The 16,490-nt window shown below is 64.8% G+C and carries 18 protein-coding genes; 10 read left to right on the forward strand and 8 right to left on the reverse strand.

What is annotated here, in order from left to right; genetic code table 11:
• The 5 genes from BLR80_RS13180 to BLR80_RS01395 all read right to left on the reverse strand — a co-directional run.
• Positions 1 to 335 (reverse strand): GPR1/FUN34/YaaH family transporter (locus BLR80_RS13180; protein WP_245691281.1); only part of this gene is annotated, 335 nt, incomplete at its 3' end.
• Between the two features lie 348 nt (positions 336 to 683).
• Positions 684 to 2,096: a sigma-54-dependent transcriptional regulator gene (locus BLR80_RS01380; protein ID WP_092075490.1), complete on the reverse strand. Its 1,413-nt coding sequence runs from the start codon at positions 2,094 to 2,096 to the stop codon at positions 684 to 686.
• Positions 2,097 to 2,099: 3 nt separating this feature from the next.
• Positions 2,100 to 4,046, reverse strand: coding sequence for a sensor histidine kinase (locus BLR80_RS01385; protein ID WP_092075492.1), 1,947 nt, complete (start codon positions 4,044 to 4,046; stop codon positions 2,100 to 2,102).
• A 9-nt stretch (positions 4,047 to 4,055) separates the two neighbouring features.
• Positions 4,056 to 5,159 (reverse strand): AI-2E family transporter, encoded by a 1,104-nt coding sequence (locus BLR80_RS01390; protein WP_092075494.1) that lies wholly within the window; start codon positions 5,157 to 5,159, stop codon positions 4,056 to 4,058.
• Complete coding sequence (locus tag BLR80_RS01395; protein ID WP_092075496.1) at positions 5,156 to 5,683, reverse strand: cyclic nucleotide-binding domain-containing protein; 528 nt, start codon at positions 5,681 to 5,683, stop codon at positions 5,156 to 5,158. Before BLR80_RS01395 ends, BLR80_RS01390 begins: the two co-directional genes overlap by 4 nt.
• 201 nt (positions 5,684 to 5,884) lie before the next feature.
• On the opposite strand from BLR80_RS01395, the gene uvrC reads away from it, so the two are divergent.
• From uvrC to BLR80_RS01415, 4 genes are read left to right on the forward strand one after another with little or no spacing between them, the layout of a single operon-like run.
• The gene (gene uvrC / locus BLR80_RS01400) at positions 5,885 to 7,780 is read left to right on the forward strand and encodes an excinuclease ABC subunit UvrC (RefSeq protein WP_092075498.1); all 1,896 of its coding nucleotides are present in this window, start codon (positions 5,885 to 5,887) and stop codon (positions 7,778 to 7,780) included.
• Complete coding sequence (locus BLR80_RS01405) at positions 7,734 to 8,081, forward strand: CidA/LrgA family protein (RefSeq protein ID WP_092075500.1); 348 nt, start codon at positions 7,734 to 7,736, stop codon at positions 8,079 to 8,081. The genes uvrC and BLR80_RS01405 overlap by 47 nt, the downstream gene beginning before the upstream one ends.
• Positions 8,078 to 8,791: an LrgB family protein gene (locus tag BLR80_RS01410; protein WP_092075502.1), complete on the forward strand. Its 714-nt coding sequence runs from the start codon at positions 8,078 to 8,080 to the stop codon at positions 8,789 to 8,791. Before BLR80_RS01405 ends, BLR80_RS01410 begins: the two co-directional genes overlap by 4 nt.
• A 52-nt stretch (positions 8,792 to 8,843) precedes the next feature.
• Positions 8,844 to 9,362, forward strand: coding sequence for a PaaI family thioesterase (locus BLR80_RS01415; RefSeq protein ID WP_092075504.1), 519 nt, complete (start codon positions 8,844 to 8,846; stop codon positions 9,360 to 9,362).
• A 67-nt stretch (positions 9,363 to 9,429) separates the two neighbouring features.
• Here BLR80_RS01415 and BLR80_RS01420 read toward each other — a convergent pair whose 3' ends face one another.
• The 3 genes from BLR80_RS01420 to BLR80_RS01430 form a co-directional block, all read right to left on the reverse strand.
• Positions 9,430 to 10,203, reverse strand: coding sequence for a hypothetical protein (locus BLR80_RS01420; RefSeq protein ID WP_092075506.1), 774 nt, complete (start codon positions 10,201 to 10,203; stop codon positions 9,430 to 9,432).
• Positions 10,204 to 10,354: 151 nt separating this feature from the next.
• A complete protein-coding gene (locus BLR80_RS01425; RefSeq protein ID WP_092075508.1) occupies positions 10,355 to 10,825 on the reverse strand; it encodes an HAD family hydrolase in 471 nt (156 codons plus the stop codon).
• On the reverse strand, positions 10,812 to 11,213 hold the full coding sequence (locus tag BLR80_RS01430; RefSeq protein WP_092075510.1) for a pyridoxamine 5'-phosphate oxidase family protein: 402 nt from the start codon (positions 11,211 to 11,213) through the stop codon (positions 10,812 to 10,814). The genes BLR80_RS01425 and BLR80_RS01430 overlap by 14 nt, the downstream gene beginning before the upstream one ends.
• 276 nt (positions 11,214 to 11,489) lie before the next feature.
• Here BLR80_RS01430 and BLR80_RS01435 point away from each other — a divergent pair, with 276 nt between their 5' ends.
• The 6 genes from BLR80_RS01435 to BLR80_RS01460 are packed head-to-tail and all read left to right on the forward strand — an operon-like array spanning position 11,490 to position 16,485.
• Positions 11,490 to 12,245 (forward strand): DUF3450 family protein, encoded by a 756-nt coding sequence (locus BLR80_RS01435; RefSeq protein WP_092075512.1) that lies wholly within the window; start codon positions 11,490 to 11,492, stop codon positions 12,243 to 12,245.
• Entirely contained in the window at positions 12,242 to 13,684 is a 1,443-nt protein-coding gene (locus BLR80_RS01440; RefSeq protein WP_092075514.1) for a MotA/TolQ/ExbB proton channel family protein, read from the forward strand. Before BLR80_RS01435 ends, BLR80_RS01440 begins: the two co-directional genes overlap by 4 nt.
• Positions 13,681 to 14,292, forward strand: coding sequence for a MotA/TolQ/ExbB proton channel family protein (locus tag BLR80_RS01445; protein WP_245691284.1), 612 nt, complete (start codon positions 13,681 to 13,683; stop codon positions 14,290 to 14,292). Before BLR80_RS01440 ends, BLR80_RS01445 begins: the two co-directional genes overlap by 4 nt.
• Entirely contained in the window at positions 14,289 to 14,705 is a 417-nt protein-coding gene (locus tag BLR80_RS01450) for an ExbD/TolR family protein (protein WP_092075516.1), read from the forward strand. Before BLR80_RS01445 ends, BLR80_RS01450 begins: the two co-directional genes overlap by 4 nt.
• The gene (locus BLR80_RS01455; protein ID WP_092075518.1) at positions 14,705 to 15,391 is read left to right on the forward strand and encodes an energy transducer TonB; all 687 of its coding nucleotides are present in this window, start codon (positions 14,705 to 14,707) and stop codon (positions 15,389 to 15,391) included. Before BLR80_RS01450 ends, BLR80_RS01455 begins: the two co-directional genes overlap by 1 nt.
• Positions 15,388 to 16,485 (forward strand): tetratricopeptide repeat protein, encoded by a 1,098-nt coding sequence (locus BLR80_RS01460; protein WP_143012060.1) that lies wholly within the window; start codon positions 15,388 to 15,390, stop codon positions 16,483 to 16,485. Before BLR80_RS01455 ends, BLR80_RS01460 begins: the two co-directional genes overlap by 4 nt.
• Positions 16,486 to 16,490: the final 5 nt, after the last annotated feature.

The raw sequence follows: 16,490 nt of genomic DNA on the forward strand, positions 1-16,490 counted from the left end.
AGGTTGAGCAGCACGGTGGTCATGCCGAAGCCGAGCAGGCCCAGCGGCGCGGGGTTGGCGGTGGTGTCCTTGAGGGTCAGGTTCTGCAGTTCGTTGTTCATGGGTTCTCTCTCCTTTGTCCAGTCATGCCATGAAATATCGCCGGTTGCCGTTGGCTGCAGTTCGGCCAGTCGGGGAAACCGTGCGGCCAGTTCCCGGTATTTCATGCACTCGCCAAAGTCATCAGCGCAAAAATGAATGATCATGTTGACGTCGTGGTTGCTGATGTAGCCGCAACCGACATCGCAATGGTCTTCATTTTTGCCGAAGAAGGGACAGATGATTTTGTCGCGCATGGTCGGGGTATCCTTGGTGCGGGTTTGCTGTTGTCTTTAGCAATGGCCGTGCCAGGAATGCCGACGGAGATTTTTGGCTAAAAATTTCAATTAGTTGTGATCTGTTTGGTTGTGACTGAGGTTGTACCCGTTCTCGCAGCACTGCGAAAGCGGCTGGTTGGACGGGTCTTTGGCCAGAGGGGAGCCCGGAAGCGGTCAGTGGCTGTCTAACCTGTTGTATCGGTTGGTTTTTGCTAGGGGAGGGGGAGGCCCCGACCGCTTCTGGTCGGGGCGCAGCGGCGTTTTTGCACTGATGCGAAGACTGATGTTTTCGCAAAAAAAACATCGTGGTAGCGGGCGGCGCTGCCATCAGCCGGCCGGAGGAGTGAAATCGTCCTTGCGGATGGCGTATTTTTTCAGCTTGCGGTAGATGGTGGCCATGTTCATGCCGGCTAGGCGGGCGGCCTCCTCGACATGGCCACCGGTTTTTTTCAGGAGTTGCACCAGATAGGCCGATTCAAAGTCGGCCAGTGCCTGGGCATAATCCTCTTGCTGTGCCGCTGTGTCGACCGGGTTGTTCGGCAGCGCGCCACTGGGCGCGGCGCTGGCGGGCAGGAACTGGTCGAGGATGGTTGAACTGATGAAGTTGCCACTTTCCAGGGCCATGCAGCCTTCGACAACATTTTCCAACTGGCGGATGTTGCCAGGCCAGTTCCAGGCGCACAGGCGTTGAAGGGCTTCGGGGGTAAAGCCCTGTACGGCGGTGCCGAAGCGTTGATTGGTGCGGCGGATGAAGTGGGCCGCCAGCAACGGGATGTCCTGGCGGCGCTGGCGCAGAGGCGGCAGGTGAATGTTGACGACGTTGAGACGGTAGTACAGATCGTCGCGGTAGCTGCCATCCTCCATCTGCTGCTGCAAATCGGCGTTGGTGGCGGAAATGACGCGGACATCGACGCGGATCGGGCGGGTATCGCCGAGGCGCAGAAACTCGTGCTCCTGCAGAAAGCGCAACAGGGTCTTTTGCACGGTTAGCGGCAAATTGCCAACCTCGTCGAGAAACAGGGTGCCGCCGTCGGCAGCTTCCAGTAAGCCTTTGCGATCGGCCGTGGCACCCGTGAAGGCGCCTTTTTTGTAGCCGAACAGCTCGCTTTCCAGCACCGACTCGGGCAGGGCGCCGCAGTTGATGGCCATGAAGCGCTTGTCGCGACGCGGCGAGTTGTGGTGGATGGCCTGGGCGATCAGTTCCTTGCCGGTGCCCGACTCGCCGGTAATCAGCACCGAGGTGTCGCGTGCCGCTACCCGCCGCACCCGCTCAAGAACCTCCTTGAGGCCACCGTTGGCGCCGATGATGTCATCGCCCTGAAAGGAATCGGCCAACTGGCGCTTGAGTTCGCGGTTTTCTGTCGCCAGCGCCGTGGCCTGCAGGGCGTTCTTGACACGGTAGAGCAGCTCTTCCGGTTCGAAGGGTTTGGTCAGCATGTCGTAGGCGCCCTTGCGCAGCGCCTGGATCGAGGTTTCCACCGTGGCATAGGCGGTGATCATGATGACCGGAACGGTGGCATCCTTGGCGCGGATGCGTTGCAGCACCTCCAGCCCGTCGAGGCCGGGCATTTTGATGTCGCTGATGACCAGATCAAACGCGCCGGCGCTGAAGGCGTCGACCGCCTCGAAGGAGCGGGTGTAGGCCGTCACCTGATAGCCGTTGTCGCGCAGCACCGCCTCCATCATGCGGCACAGACCCTCTTCATTGTCGATCAACAGAATGTGGCGGGCAGCCTCCATGGCTTATTCCTCCGGCTGCAGGGGCAGCCACACGCGGACACTGGTGCCCCGGCCGGGCGCGCTCTTGAGCGTGATGCGGCCCTGGTGCTGTTCAATGATCTGGCGTGAGATGGCCAGTCCCAGGCCGGTGCCCTTGTCCTTGGTGGTATAGAAGGGTTCAAAGATTTTTTCCTGGGTCTGTTCGTCCATGCCGCAGCCGCTGTCGCGGAATTCGATCAGCACGCCGCCGTCCGCCAGCGCCGTGCGCACCAGCAGTTCGCCGCTGCCCACAATGGCGCCGCCGGCGTTGAGGATCAGGTTGATGGCCACCTGGCGGATCTGATCCCCATCGCAGGGCACCGGTGGCAGATCGGCGGCAAACTGCTTGCGGATGCGCACATGGTGCATGTCGGTGTGGTTGGCGGCGAAGTTGACGATCTGGTCGAGCAGATTGTTCAGATCCGTTGGCGCCAGCACCGATTTTGGCGTGCGGGCGTAGCTCAGTAGATCCTGGACGATCTTCTTGCAGCGTTTGCTCTCGCGCTTGATCTCATGGATATAGGTGTAGTTGGGGTCATCCGGCGCTACCTTGCTTTCCAGATAGCCGGCGTAGCCGAGGATGACGCCGAGGGGATTGTTGATCTCGTGAGCGACGCCGGAGGACAGCACGCCAAGGGACGCCATCTTGCCGTGCTGGGCCAGGCTGGCCTCCATTTCCTTGTTTTTCTGGATAATCTCGGTCATGCGGTTGAAGGTGGCGGCCAGCTCGCCCAGTTCGTCCTGGCTGCCGATGTGCATCTGCTCACCCAGATGGCCGGCCTTGACCCGGCGGATGACCTGAATCATGTGGTGGATCGGATTGGTCAGAATCTTTGATGCCAGGCTGACCAGCAGCAGCGAACCCAGGCAGGCCGCCAGCATCACCAGCAGGGTGATCTTGGCGGTGTTGGCGCTGATGCGGTTGGCGGTCTGGTAGAACTCGTCCTCGTAGCAGCCGACGGCGACGATCCAGTCCCAGGGGGCGAAGTAGTCGTAGCGCACGATCTTAAAGCGCGGCCGCTTTTCGCCTTCGGCCTGCCAGGGATAGCGAATCCAGCCCTGTTTGGTGTCGCACATCTGGCGAATGAACGGGTTGCCGTCGCTGTCACGCGCGTCGATGAAGTTCTGCCCCTCCTGCTGCGGATGCAGCCGGAAGGTGCCGCTGCTGTCCATGCAGTAGATGTAGCCGGTCTGGCCGACCCGTTTTTCCTTGATCTTGGCTTTGAGCTCTTCCAGGGCCAGCTGTTCAAAGCGCAGATCGGCCAGGCTCTCATCGATATAGCCGGCGGCGACGATGATCCAGTCCCAGGCCGGTTCGTAGACATACAGCGCCAGCTTGTCGCGCAACTCGGTTTCGCCCAGAGCCTCGTTGCGCCAGGGATAGCGCAGCTGGTGCAGGCTGCCGGGGGCGCTGGTGCGGGCGGTGTCACACATCTGCCGGATGAAGTAGTGGCCCTCGCCGTCCTGCTCGTTGCTGATGTTCTGCTGTTCGCGGCTGACGTGGACCTGCAGCACGCCATCGCTGGTGAGGCTGTAGAGATAGCCGCTTTCGCCGATGCTGATCTGCTTGAGCAGGGTGCGCACCCGCTGCTGAGCAGCGGCCAGGGTTGTTTCGCCACGGCTGACGCGCTGCTGTTCGTCGGCGATCAGGTCGCGGGCGAACTGCAGCAGGGTTTTAAGCTCGGTGATGAAGTCGTCGCGGCGCTGTTGCTGGTAGACCTGAAACTGCTGATGGTGAGCCTCCAGCAGGTGGCGGGTGAAGCTGGCCATGTGTTCCAGGTCATCGCGACTGACCTGGTTGATGGCCTGGCGCGCCAGTTCGACGGAGCGGTAGCTGACCACGCTGCCGACCAGCAGCAGAGGAAGCAGGACCAGCGGCAGTACCACTACCAGCAGCTTCCAGCGCAGTTTCAGGCGACTGAAAAAGATCATCGGCTGCTCCTAGCTGGTGCCGTCGCCGGTATCCGGCAGGGCAAAGGCACGGCGGTAGAGACGGATTTCAACCAGGGCGATCTTGCAGGCGCTGGCGATGGGCACGCCGACGATCATGCCGATAACGCCGGAGAGTTTGCCGCCCATGACGATGGCCAGAATCACCAGCAGCGGATGCAGGTTGGCAAAGCGCGAAATCAGGATGGGCACCAGAATGAAATTGTCGACGATGACCTGGGCGATGATGAAATAGATGAAAACAATCCACCAGAACTGGCCGCCCAGGCCCAGGTCGACCAGGGCGATGAGGATGCCCGGCACCATGCCGACCAGCGGGCCGATATAGGGCACCAGGTTGGTGACCCCGGCAAACAGGCCCAGCAGGGGAGCGTAGCGGATGTCGGTGAAACTCAGGCCAAAGGTGACAACGAGTCCGACGATGGCGGCTTCGAGAATGCGGCCACGGACGAACTGGGCGGTCTGGCGGCTGATGCGGTACGACAGATCGTGGATGATTTCAAAATAGCGATTGGGCGCCAGGCCCACCAGGGTGCGGCGGATGCTGTCGCCATCGCGCAAAAAGAAAAACGAGAACAGCGGCACCAGCAGCAGCAGGCTGCCCAGGCGCAGGGCCGATTTGGGCGTGGCCACCAGCAAAAAGGCAAAGAAGCGTTCGGTCAGGCCGCGCACCCAGCCGGTCAGATCGTACTGGGCGAGAAAGGGCAGGCTCTTCTGCCAGGACTGCTGGGCCTCCTGCAGGTAGGTGATCAGGCCGGAACTGTAACGCGGAAAATCACGCAGCAGCGATTCCCACATCTGCTGGCTGTAACTGATCAGCCAACTGCCGGTCTGCCACAGCACCAGGCTGATGGCAAAGAACAGCAGCAAAATGGCGCGGCCGCGCGGCACACGGTATTTTTCCAGCAGGCTGACCAGCGGATCGAGCACAAAGGCGCTGGTCAGCGCCAGCAGCAGCGGCAGGAACAGGCCACTGGAGGCCGATTGCAGCAGGCCGGTGATGGTTGAAGCGGAGGAAAACAGCGCCAGGCCGCTGGCAATGGCGGCGGTCAGTACCAGATAGAGCAGCAGGACATGGGCCTTGCTCAGATTCATGCCGGGGCCTCGCTGGTGGCCGGAGCGGTCAGGCTGTTGAGACGGCGCAGCTCCAGGGTGGCGGCCTGCAGCCGTTCGCTGATCACCATGGTCAGGCCGAGCAGGATGCGGTTGGCGATGTCGGGATGGGTGTCGGCGGTGGCCAGCAGGTCACTGCGGAACAGGCCGATGAGCTCGGCATTCTCCAGGGTGGCAGCCGAGACCATCCGCGCCGCTGGCGCTGCCAGAGTGGTTTCGCCGAAAAAGTCGCCCGGCCCCAGCACCGTCAGCTCCTCCTTGCGGTTGCGGGCGTCGCGGGTGAACAGACTGACTCGGCCGCTGCGGATGATGTACATGCCTGAACCGGGATCACCCTGCTCATAAACGGTTTCCTCGCTCTGGTAACGGCGCAGGTGAATCAGGCGTTCAAGATAGGGCAGGTCGCGTTTTTTAAGCGCCGAAAATACCGGTACGCGCGCCAGAAACAGCGCCAGACTCTCTTCTTCGGGCTTGGTGCGGAACAGGGCACTCCACTGAGGTCGCATGAACGTCTCCACCTGCGGGCTGCGGAAGGCTTAAAAGCCGGCCTGGGTCAGGACGGGTGATTATAGCAAGCTGCTGAGGCAAGACCAGTAAAAACCATTTCGTTGACAGGCATCAGCCCCCTTGCTAGGGTCGCGCCAGCCTTTGCTCCGGCGGGCTGCCCGCGGCTTTTCTCCCCCTTTGCGTGATTTCATATCCTTGGCATGACAGGACTCAACGCCCTTGATCTCAGCCGGATCAGCACCGGCCCCGGCGTCTATCTGATGTGCGACAGCCAGCAGCAGGTGCTCTATGTCGGCAAGGCACGTAACCTGCGGGCACGGCTGCGCCAGTACCTGCGCGGCGACGACAGCCGGCCGCAGATCCGTTATCTGCTGCGGCGGGTGGCGCAGGTGGAAACCCTGGTGACGGACACGGAAAAGGAAGCGCTGATTCTTGAGAACACCCTGATCAAGAAGCATCGGCCGCGCTACAATATCAATCTGCGCGATGACAAGACCTATGTATCGCTGCGCATCGATACCCGCGAGCCCTTTCCGGCCATTGAGATTGTCCGGCGGGTGCGGCGCGACGGCGCCCAGTATTTCGGCCCCTATGCCAGCGCCGGCGCCCTGCGCCAGACCCTGCGTGAACTCTACCGCCTGTTTCCATTGCGCCGCCATCCGTGGAGCCAGTGCCGCAAGCGCGAGCGGCCCTGCCTGTTCTATCAGATCGGCCAGTGCAGCGGCCCCTGCCACGGCCATATCGACAGTGCCAGCTACCAGCGCATGGTGCAGGCCATCATCGCTTTTCTCTCCGGTCGGGGTGAACCCGTGCTGCAGCTGCTGCGTCAGCGCATGGCGACAGCGGCGCAGCAATTACACTATGAGGCGGCGGCCGCGCTGCGTGACCAGCTGCGGGCCATGGAACAGACCCTGGAGCAGCAGAAAATGGTCAGTGGCGATGGCGCTGATCTCGATGTCATTGGCCTGCAGCCGAGTGAGGGCGAGCTGAGCCTGTGTCTGCTGTTTGTGCGCGGTGGCCGGCTCATTGGCCGGCGCGGGTTCAGCCTGCCCTGGCTACAGGATCAGGATGAACTGCTGGCCGCGTTTGTGCAGCAGTATTACGGTGGCGACACCCTCATTCCGCCGACGCTGCTGCTGCCGCTGTGGCCGGCGGGGCACGAGGCCCTGCAGTTGTGGCTGCAGGAGCGGCGCGGCCAGCGGGTGGAGTTGCGGGTGCCGCAGCGTGGCCAGCGGCTGGAACTGGTCGAGCTGGCTGCCGGCAATGCCGCCGAGCTGGCGCGCCAGCGGGCCGACCAGGGCCAGGCGCGCCAGTCGGTGCTGGAACAGATTCAACAGGCGTTGGGGCTCAAGCGTCTGCCACGGCGGATCGAATGCTACGATATCTCCAACACCCAGGGACAGCACAGCGTTGCCAGCAAGGTGGCGGTGTATGACGGCGAGCCCGACCGGGCCGCCTATCGTCATTACCGCATCAAAACGGTCAGCGGCAGCGATGATTTTGCCAGTCTGGCCGAGGTGCTGCAGCGCCGGCTGCAGCGTGGCCTGCGCGAGGATGATCTGCCCGATTTGCTGCTGATCGATGGCGGCAAGGGTCAGTTGGCGGCGGTGGCGGCCATTCTTGAAGATCTGCAGCTGACCGGGCAGGTGGAACTGGTGTCCATTGCCAAAAGCCGGGTCAGGCACAATGCGCGGGGCCGGGTGCTGGAACGCAGCGAGGAGCGTTTCTTCCGGCCCGGCCGCAAGAATCCGTTGGTGCTGCGGCAGGGCAGTGCGGCATTGTTTTTGTTGGAGCGGTTGCGCGATGAGGCCCACCGCTTCGCCATCAGCCATCACCGCCGCCTGCGTCAGCAGGCCGCCCTGACCACGATCCTCGACCAGATTGACGGTGTCGGGCCGGCACGGCGCAAGCTGCTGCTGCGCCAGTTCGGCAGTGTCGCCGCCATCCGGCGGGCTTCGCTGGCGCAGCTGCAGGCGGCGGAGGGGCTGCCGCCGGCGGTGGCCGCGGCGGTCTGGCATTTCTTCCACCAGGAAAAGGAATCCCCCGATCATGCTGCGCAGCTGGACGATTCTGCTGGGGCTGCAGGCCCTCGGTGAGCTTGGGGTTCGCCTGTGCCATCTGCCGTTGCCGGGCAGTGTACTCGGCATGGTGCTGCTGCTGGCGGCCCTGCGGTGCGGTCTGGTGCGCGAGGAGGCCGTGCGGCCGGCCGCCGAGCTGCTGCTGACCCATCTGTCGCTGCTGTTCGTGCCGGCCGGTGTCGGCGTGCTGCTTTATTTCGATTTGATCCGCTTGCATTTCTGGCCGCTGGTGCTGGCTACCCTGGGCAGCACGCTGGTGGTGTTGGCCCTGACCGGCTGGACCTATCGCCTGCTGGCGCGGCCGGGGGAGGGCTCATGACGCCCTGGAGCGAAACGCCGCTGTTCGGCCTGGTGGCGACGCTGGTGCTGTATGAGCTGGCCTGCCGGGTGCAGCGGCGCTGGCCGCTGGCGCTGCTCAATCCGGTTGTCCTTACCATCGCCGCGCTGATTGCCCTGCTGCAGCTGGCGCAGATTCCCTACGACCATTATCGTCACGGCGGTGATCTGCTGCTGTTTCTGCTCGGACCGGCGGTGGTGGCGCTGGGTCTGCCGCTCTACCAGCGCCGCGCTGAAATTGTGCGGCAGCTGCGGGCCATTGTGCTGGCAGTGCTGGCTGGCGCCCTGGGTTCTGTCCTCAGTGCCTGTGGCCTGGTGTTGCTCTGTGGCGGTGACCGGCTGCTGGCGCTGACCCTGGCGCCCAAGTCGGTGACCACGCCCATCGCTATTGGTATCGCCGACACCATTGGCGCCATCACGCCGCTGACGGCAGCGGTGGTGGTGCTGACCGGCTGCCTCGGTGCGCTCATCGGCCCGGGCTTCTGCCGCCTGATTGGTCTGCGCGATCCTCTGGCCATGGGGCTGGCGCTGGGTACCGCGGCCCACGGCCTGGGTACCGGCCGGATGCTGGAGATTCATCGCGGTGGCGGCGCCCTGGCCGGTCTGGCCATCGGACTCAACGGTCTGCTGACCGCCCTGCTGATTCCGCTGCTGCTGTGGCTGCTGGAGTGGTTGGGGGTTCTGGTGGGCTGAATGTCAACCCGCGGGCGGGCACTGCCCCGCTCTGGCTGAGGAGAATGAAGAGATGAAGCAGGTTGGAGAAGCGCGTGACGGCGCCGAGTCGCTGTGTCCGCCGATTGATCTGGTGGGCGAGCCCGACTGGCAGCCGTTCGATGCGCCGGCATTGGTGGGCGCATCGCTGCGTTTTGTTTCGGGCGAGCCCGACGGTAACCGTTACCGGGTGCGTTACTACCGTGATGCCCATCAGCAATTGCAGGCGCGGGTCTGGTTCGGGCCGGAAACCGAGGGGCCGCCGGGGCATGCCCATGGCGGCAGCATGGCGGCGGTGATGGACGAGGTGCTGGGGCTGGCGGCCTGGGCGGCTGGTCATGCCATCGTGGTCGGCAATCTCAACGTCAGCTTCCGTACCCTGCTGCCGCTGGAAACGGTGGTGACGGTGGAGAGCGCGGTGGTATCGGCCCAGGGGCGCAAGGTGCTGGTGGAGGGCCGTATTCGCCAGGGTGATACGGTGTATGTCGAGGCCCAGTGCCTGTGTATCACGCTGCCGGACCAGTCGCCGGCGTCCAGGCAGGACGCACGCTGACAACACACGGGGCCGGCCCTCGTGAAAGAGCCGGCCCCGTGTTGCAAGGTTGTTGTGTTTTGATCGCTTACTCGACGGTGACGCTGGCGTTCTGGATGATCAGATCGTACTTGTAGCCGTAGCCGAAATCCTGATTCTGCTCCAGCAGCCCGCGCACCAGAACGGTGTCGCCGGGCTTGGCCTCGGTGGCGCTGGTGACGGTCAGATCGTTGCTGCCCTCTTCGCCGCTGCCGTCCTGCAGGTGCAGCCAGTTGGTTTTCATGATGTTGGGGCTGAACTTGACCACCTTGGCGCGCAGCACCACCTCCGTGCCGGCCAGCTGATCCTGCTGGGCGTAGATGTCGCCAACGCGCAGGCCACCTTCCGGCGGGGTCAGACCGGTGAAATCCATCTCAACCCGAACGGGTTGCGGTTTGCCGTGGTTTTCGGCCATGGCTGCCATGCCGGCATGGGCCTCGTCGAGGGGCATGTCGGCGCCAGCCACCGCCACGCCGGAGGCGAAATAGACCAGCTCGAAATCGCGATTGAGGGTTTTGCTGTGATAGTTGGGCATCGCCATGACTTCACCGACAATCACCGGATCGCCCACCTTGACGGCGAACTCGGGCGCCGCCACCCAGACCTTGTCGGTGGCGGTTTCCACCAGCACATAGGTATAGCCGGCGGTATTCATGGTTTCGAGTACCTTGCCGGAGATCTGCGGCGCCGGAGTGGCCGCCTGCTGGGCGGCGTTGAGTTCCTGAGGCGCGGCTGGTGTGGTGGCAGTGGTTGACTGGTCTTTCTTACAGGCCGCCAGACCCAGGGCGGCACAGAGCATCAGGGGATAGAGCAGTGTCTTCACGGTTGGTCATCCTCTCGTTGAAATGGGGACGGGCAAGGAGAGACGGCCTCTGCTGCGGTCGCCACGAACGCTTCGGCGGGTCAGCGGCCGTCTGCTCCGATCATTCAATAGTTGAGCAATCCTGTCAACCGGCTTCCGGCCAGCGGAAACCTCAGCAGCGCAGACTGGCCTGCAGCCGGGCGGGCTGCAACAGCAGGTCAAAAGCGTCGAGACAGCTGGTGCACAGCAGATCGGCTGCCTGCAGGGCCATGACCGCCAGCCCCTCCTGCTGCAGCAGGGCGATGCCGAGGGCGGCATCGCGCAACAGCAGGCTGTCGTTGCGGCCGTTGCCGAGGGCGGCGCAGCGGTCGGCACCGAGCTGGTGCAGGTAACGCTGCTTGGCGGCTTGCTGGTCCGTTGGTGGAATGACGGCCAGCTGGCAGGGCAGGCCGGCGATTTGTGCTGCGACGGTGCCATGGGTATCGGCCGTCAGCACATGCAGCTGCAGCTGGCCGGAAAGGGCGGCAAAGCGCTCGGCCACCCCCGCCAGCAGCTGGCCATCACAGGCCAGGGTGCCGTTGTAGTCGCAGATCAGGTGTTCCAGCTGCAGCGGCGCGGCGCCGGGAATCTCAATCCTCAGCATGGGGGTTGCGGTTGGCGCCGAGCAGCGGCTGAACCGCATCGACACGGAAGTACACCAGGGAGCGGGGCTCGTCGGTGCGCAGCTGCCGGCCACGCTGGGCCAGCAGGGCGGCGATGCGGGCCGGATCCTGTTCCTGCCGCAACAGGCTCAACTGCAGCCGCAGACCGCGATAGCCGGGCGATTTTTCCAGAAACAGGTAGGCCGCCTGCGGATGCTGTTGCAGATTGTCGTAGCTCTGGCGATGCAGCATGATGAAGGCCAGTTCGTCACCAAAGCAGCGTGGCCGGGCATAGAGCGCGCTGTTGACAGAGCCATCGGCTCCGACGGTGGACAGCACACCGACGCCTTCGGTGGCGTCGAAGTAAGCTTTGAGGTCGGATGAAACCATTTGAAACTCCCTGGGTGGTTTGTTAGCGTGCGCAGCGGACGGTTCATGGAATCGCCGTGGAGTGGCACTAACAGGCTGATGAAAACAGCCTGTAGAGTCCATGGCTGGGCGACCAGAATCCATCATTGCTCCGTAATCGATTGATTTTGTGAGCAAGACGTGAAAGCGCAGTTTCCGCTTGCGTCGTTTAAAAAGCCCCGGAGGGGGCTCTCTCAACATTCTTTCTATTCTAATCGGCTCCATCGACTCAGTTCAGGCATCCTACAGGAGAAGCGCGTGAAGGTGTATGCCCTTTTTATGGTTCTGTTTCTGTGCGTTGACGCAGTCGCCGCCCAGGCGGGCCCCGAAGCGGCGGAGGAACCGTTGCAGGCGGCCATCGCCCTGCAGCAGCACAGTCAGCAGCACAGCGACGACTGGCAGGTGCAGCAGCAGCGCCTGCTGGCCGAATACGACCGGCTGCAGCAGCAGTCCGCTGAGTTGCGGCAGCGCAGCGCCGAATTGCAACAGCAGTGCGAAGCCGGTCGTGAGCAGATTGCCAATGCCCGTCAGGCGCTGGTCGAGGGCGGTCGTTTCCGGGCCGAGTTGCAGCCCTTTTTGTCCGACAGCCTGCAGCTGCTGCGGCAGCAGCAGGCGGTGGATCTGCCCTTCGACCTGGAACTGCGCCGCCAGCGGCTGGAGGATCTTGGCCGTCTGTTGACGGATCGGGAGGTTCCTGCAGCCGAGGCCTTGCAGGCGTTACTGACCTATTTGCAGCAGGAGGTGGCCGCCGGCCGGCAGGTGGTAACGGCCCTGCAGCCGGTCGAGGTCGCTGGTGAAAGGCGCCTGCTGCAACAGGTGCGGCTGGGGCGTCTGCTGCTGTTGGCACAGAGCCCCGATGGCCGGGAAAGCCTGCGCTATGACAGTCTGGCCGGTCGCTGGCAGTCTTTGGAGTCGCGCTGGCACCGGCCACTGGGTCAGATCATCGCCATGGCGCAACGGCGCCGGCCGCTGGAACTGGTGCAGCTGCCCTTGGGCCGGCTGGTGCAGCCATGAGGGCGCTGCTGTGGTGTGGCGTGCTGTTGCTGGGGCTGTTGGCGGCCGTACCGTCCGCCGTGCCGGCGGCCGATGCCCGGCTGGATCAGCAGCAACGCCAGCAGCGGCTGATTGCCCAGGCCGAGGCCGAGCGCCAGCGGATTGAGGCCGAGGTGGCTGCCGAGCGCCAGCGCCTGGCCAAAGATCGCGCCGCTCTGCAGGAGCGGCTGACCCGCCTGCGCCGGCAGGTGGAGGAAGAGCGGCGCCAGCAGGCCGACCTGGACAAGGAATTGACCCGGCTGCGGCGCGAGCGCGATCCTTTGGTGCAGCAGGTTGCTGAGGTTCAGCAGAGTTTGCAGACCCTGACCGCCGTGTTGCGCCAGGCCGCCGAGGAAACCCAGGCGCTGGTGAGCGCCAGTCCCTTCACCGCGCTGCAGCCTGACCGTGATGCCGCCTTGCAGCCGCTGCTGGGCGGAGACACGCTGCCGACCTTCGCCCAGCTGGAAACCCTGCGCGATCTGTTGCTGGCCGAACTGCGCCACAGTGGCGAGGTGCAGCGGGTAGCGGGCCAGGTTCTCGACGGCCAGGGCCAGGCCCAGCCAGCCGAGCTGTTGTTTCTGGGGCCCTTTACCCAGGCCTACCGCACACCGGCCGGCACCGTTGGTTTCGCGCTCTATTCGCCGGCCAGCCGTCGGTTGCTGGCGCTGACACAACCTCCTGACGGCACTCATCAGCGGGCACTGGCGGCCTATTTTGCCGGCGAGTCCGAGGCGGCGCCGGTTGATCCGGGACTGGGCGACGCCCTGCGCCAGCTGGGCCAGCGCCGTGGCCTCGGTCAGCAGATCGCCGATGGCGGGCTGATTGTTTGGCCGATTCTGCTGATTGGACTGGTTGCTGCCGTGCTGGTGACCGAGCGGCTGTGGTTTCTGTGGCGCCAGCCGCGCGGCGGCGATACCCTGCTGGCCCGGCTGCAGCCCTGCCTCGAACAGCACGACTGGGCCACCTGCGAACAGCTTTGCGGCACTGCCGATACCGCCCTCAAGCGGGTACTGGCGGCGGGGCTGGCTGCCCGTTGGCAGTCGCGTGAGGAACAGGAGAATGTGTTGCAAGAAGCCATTCTGGGTGAAATCCCGGCCCTGGAGCGTTTTCTCTCGACCCTGGCGGTGCTGGCCGCCATCGCGCCGCTGCTGGGATTGCTGGGTACCGTCACCGGCATGATCCAGACCTTCCAGATCATCACCCTGCACGGCACTGGCGATCCGCGTCTGCTGTCGGCGGGGATTTCCGAGGCGCTGGTGACCACCATGCTTGGTCTGGCGGTGGCCATTCCCATTCTGCTGGTTCACAGCCTGCTGTCGCGCCGGGTGGAAAACCGCATTGCCGAACTGGAGGAAAAGGCCATTGCCTTTGTCAATCGCCTGGCCCGGTTGCGGTGGAGTGGCGCCGGGGACCAACCGTGACCGACCTGTTCCCCGCCGTTTTTGACTATCTTGACCGTGGTGGCCTGATCATGGTGCCGCTGGTGTTGCTGTCGCTGGTGCTGGGATGGCTGGTCAGTCAGCGGTTGCTGGTGCTGCGGCCGCTGTTTGCCGCCGGGCTCAGCCGCGCCGAGGCGGCAGCCTGGCTGGGGCGGCCCGACGCGCCCGCCGGGGTTGGTCTGGCCGCCTGGCTGTTGCGCGAATTTGCCGTTCGACGCAGTGGTGACGGTGCGCTGGATCAGCTGGTGCTGGAGGAAACCCGCCGGGTTTTGCACCAGCGCCTGACGGCCGGCCTGGGCCTGATTGGTGCGCTGGCCGCCAGTGCGCCGCTGCTGGGCCTGCTCGGTACCGTGCTGGGCATGATCGGGGTGTTCGATGGCATTGCCTTGGTTGGCAGCGGCAATCCGCGACCCTTGGCACAGGGTATTTCCGAGGCGCTGATCACCACCCAGACCGGGCTGATCATCGCTATCTTTGGTTTGTACATGCGTAATTTTCTACACCGACGGGTGCAGTCGCTGCAGCAGCAGCTGGGTTCGCTGGTGTTGTTTCTGCAGCGGCAGCTGCGCGGCGCAGGAGAGGTCCGATGATTCGTATCACCGCCCAGCGGCGGGCCCAGCGGCAGGGGCTGGAGCTCAACATCGCGCCGCTTATCGACATGGTGTTCATCCTGCTGATTTTCTTTCTGGTCACGACCCATTTCGTGCGGGAAACCGGCGTAGAGATCACGCGGCCGACGGCCGCCACGGCCAGCCCGCGCGAGCGCGTCAGTCTGCTGATCGGCGTAACCCGTGAACGCCGGTTGGTGCTGGAGGGCGAAACCATCGATCTGGCGCGGGTGCGCACGGCCGTTGAACGCCTGCTGCTGGAGAATCCGCAGGCGGCGGTGGTGATTGTGGCCGACCGTGACAGCCCCACCGGCCTGGCACTGGAGGTGTTGGATGCCTGCCGCCTGGCCGGCGCCGAGGATGTGGCGCTGGCTGCCGCCGAGGCCCGGCCCTGATGACCCTGAGACGGGTTTTTCAGCGCCACAGCTGGCTGGGTGCGCTGCTGCTGACGCTGGCGGGCAATGCGCTGCTGTTCGGCCTGCTGCCGCACCTGGTGCAGGAGCCTGGTCCGGCGGTGGCGCCTGCCACCACTCAGCCGGTGCGTCTGCTGGCAGCGCCGCTGCTGCCGAGTCGCACCCTGACGCCACCACTGCCGGCAGCCACGCCGGCAGCGGCAGTGGCTGCACCTTTGCCGGCTGCGCCGCTGCCTGAACTGCCCCGTCTGGCGCTGGCGCCGCCGAGCCTGGCGCTGAACCTGCCCCTGACAAGTGCGGTCCAGCCAGCGCACGACTGGCCAGCGCCGCAGCTGCCAGGGGTGCAGCTGCCGCCGCTGGCGGCGCTGCCGCAGTATTTCGAGGTGGGCGAGCTCGATCAGCCGGTGCAGCCGCTGGCACAGCTACCATTTCTTTATCCGTTGCGGGCCAAGCGTCAGGGTATCGAGGGCTGGGTGCGGCTGGGGCTGTGGATCGATCGTGACGGCCGCGTCGAGCGGATCGAGATTCTGGCGGCTGAACCGCCGGGCGTGTTCGATGAGACGGTTTTGCGCGGCGCGCGTCAGTGGCGTTTCCGACCCGGCACACGTCAGGGCGAACCGGTGGCAAGCCGGGTGGAGCAGACCGTGCGGTTTGAGTTGCAGGAATGAGGCGGTGTTGGTGGTTGTTGCTGCTGGCTGGGCTGCTGCTGGTCCCGGTAGCCGAAGCCTCTTCCGTACCGCTGGCGCCGTCGCTGCAGCAGGCGCTGGTGCAGGTCCAGCAACAGCTGGCGGCCGGGCAGCTGGCGGCCGCCGAAGCCCGCCTGCGACCGCTGCTGACGGCCAAGCCGCACCCGCTGGTGGCTTTCAGCCGGGCTCAGCTGGCATTGCTGCAGCAGCAGCCGGGCGAGGCGCTGCGCTGGCTGGAGGTGGGATTGCGCGACGATCCCGACCATGTCGCCGCTTGGCTCAATCGTGCCCAGGCCCACTATCAGCTCGAACAGTTTGTGGCGGCGGCCGAGGCCTTCGAGCAGAGTTTTCGCTTGCAGCCGGACGCACCGCGCTGGCGTTATAATGCCGCGCTCTGTTATTTGCAGGCCGGTCAGCCACGGCAGGCCGTCCGCCTGCTGACAGGGCTGCTGGAGGCCCGTAGCGTGCCGGCACCGCTGGAGTGGCATGCGGCGCTGGCGCGGGCGCTGCTGGAATTGCAGCGGCCGGCTGCCGCCATTGAACCGTTGCGCCTGCTGGCCGAACAGGCGCCAGCCGATGAACAGCGGCGCTGGCGCGAGCTGTTGCTGCAGCAGGAACTGGCGCTGAACCGGCTGCAGCCGGCGCGCGAACATCTGCGGCGCTGGCTGCGGCAGGATTTCAGCGATGCCCGCTGGTGGCGGCTGCAGGGCCAGCTGCAGTTGCGCCAGAACGATTACCGCGGTGCGTTGGTCAGCCTGCAACTGGCGCACTGGCTTGAGCCCGGTACTGGCCACGAGCGGCAGCTGATGGCGGATCTGTGCTTGCAGCTGGGTCTGCCGGCCGAGGCGGCGCGCCGTTATCGTCAGCTGGCCGAGGCCGTCGAGGCCGGCGAGGCTGGCGCAGTGGACGCCGACGCGGGTTTTTGCTGGCTGCAGGCTGGGCGCGCCGCCTGGAATGCGCGCCTGTGGCCGCAGGCCGAAGCCGCCCTGCGGCGCGCCTGTCGCTACCCGCCGCAGCTGGCCGAGGCCGAGAGCCTGCTGGCACAGCTGCAGCCGCTGCTTCGTGCGATGCCCTGACGGCT

The sequence above is a fragment of the Desulfuromonas thiophila genome, from assembly GCF_900101955.1.
GTDB lineage: Bacteria > Desulfobacterota > Desulfuromonadia > Desulfuromonadales > Desulfuromonadaceae > Pseudodesulfuromonas > Pseudodesulfuromonas thiophila.

Excerpts from the sequence above, each read along its gene's own strand:
- BLR80_RS01380 (WP_092075490.1), bottom strand. The coding sequence starts at position 2,096 with ATGGAGGCTGCCCGCCACATTCTGTTGATCGACAATGAAGAGGGTCTG.
- BLR80_RS01385 (WP_092075492.1), bottom strand. The coding sequence starts at position 4,046 with ATGATCTTTTTCAGTCGCCTGAAACTGCGCTGGAAGCTGCTGGTAGTG.
- BLR80_RS01390 (WP_092075494.1), bottom strand. The coding sequence starts at position 5,159 with ATGAATCTGAGCAAGGCCCATGTCCTGCTGCTCTATCTGGTACTGACC.
- BLR80_RS01395 (WP_092075496.1), bottom strand. The coding sequence starts at position 5,683 with ATGCGACCTCAGTGGAGTGCCCTGTTCCGCACCAAGCCCGAAGAAGAG.
- uvrC (WP_092075498.1), top strand. The coding sequence starts at position 5,885 with ATGACAGGACTCAACGCCCTTGATCTCAGCCGGATCAGCACCGGCCCC.
- BLR80_RS01405 (WP_092075500.1), top strand. The coding sequence starts at position 7,734 with ATGCTGCGCAGCTGGACGATTCTGCTGGGGCTGCAGGCCCTCGGTGAG.
- BLR80_RS01410 (WP_092075502.1), top strand. The coding sequence starts at position 8,078 with ATGACGCCCTGGAGCGAAACGCCGCTGTTCGGCCTGGTGGCGACGCTG.
- BLR80_RS01415 (WP_092075504.1), top strand. The coding sequence starts at position 8,844 with ATGAAGCAGGTTGGAGAAGCGCGTGACGGCGCCGAGTCGCTGTGTCCG.
- BLR80_RS01425 (WP_092075508.1), bottom strand. The coding sequence starts at position 10,825 with ATGCTGAGGATTGAGATTCCCGGCGCCGCGCCGCTGCAGCTGGAACAC.
- BLR80_RS01430 (WP_092075510.1), bottom strand. The coding sequence starts at position 11,213 with ATGGTTTCATCCGACCTCAAAGCTTACTTCGACGCCACCGAAGGCGTC.
- BLR80_RS01440 (WP_092075514.1), top strand. The coding sequence starts at position 12,242 with ATGAGGGCGCTGCTGTGGTGTGGCGTGCTGTTGCTGGGGCTGTTGGCG.
- BLR80_RS01450 (WP_092075516.1), top strand. The coding sequence starts at position 14,289 with ATGATTCGTATCACCGCCCAGCGGCGGGCCCAGCGGCAGGGGCTGGAG.
- BLR80_RS01455 (WP_092075518.1), top strand. The coding sequence starts at position 14,705 with ATGACCCTGAGACGGGTTTTTCAGCGCCACAGCTGGCTGGGTGCGCTG.
- BLR80_RS01460 (WP_143012060.1), top strand. The coding sequence starts at position 15,388 with ATGAGGCGGTGTTGGTGGTTGTTGCTGCTGGCTGGGCTGCTGCTGGTC.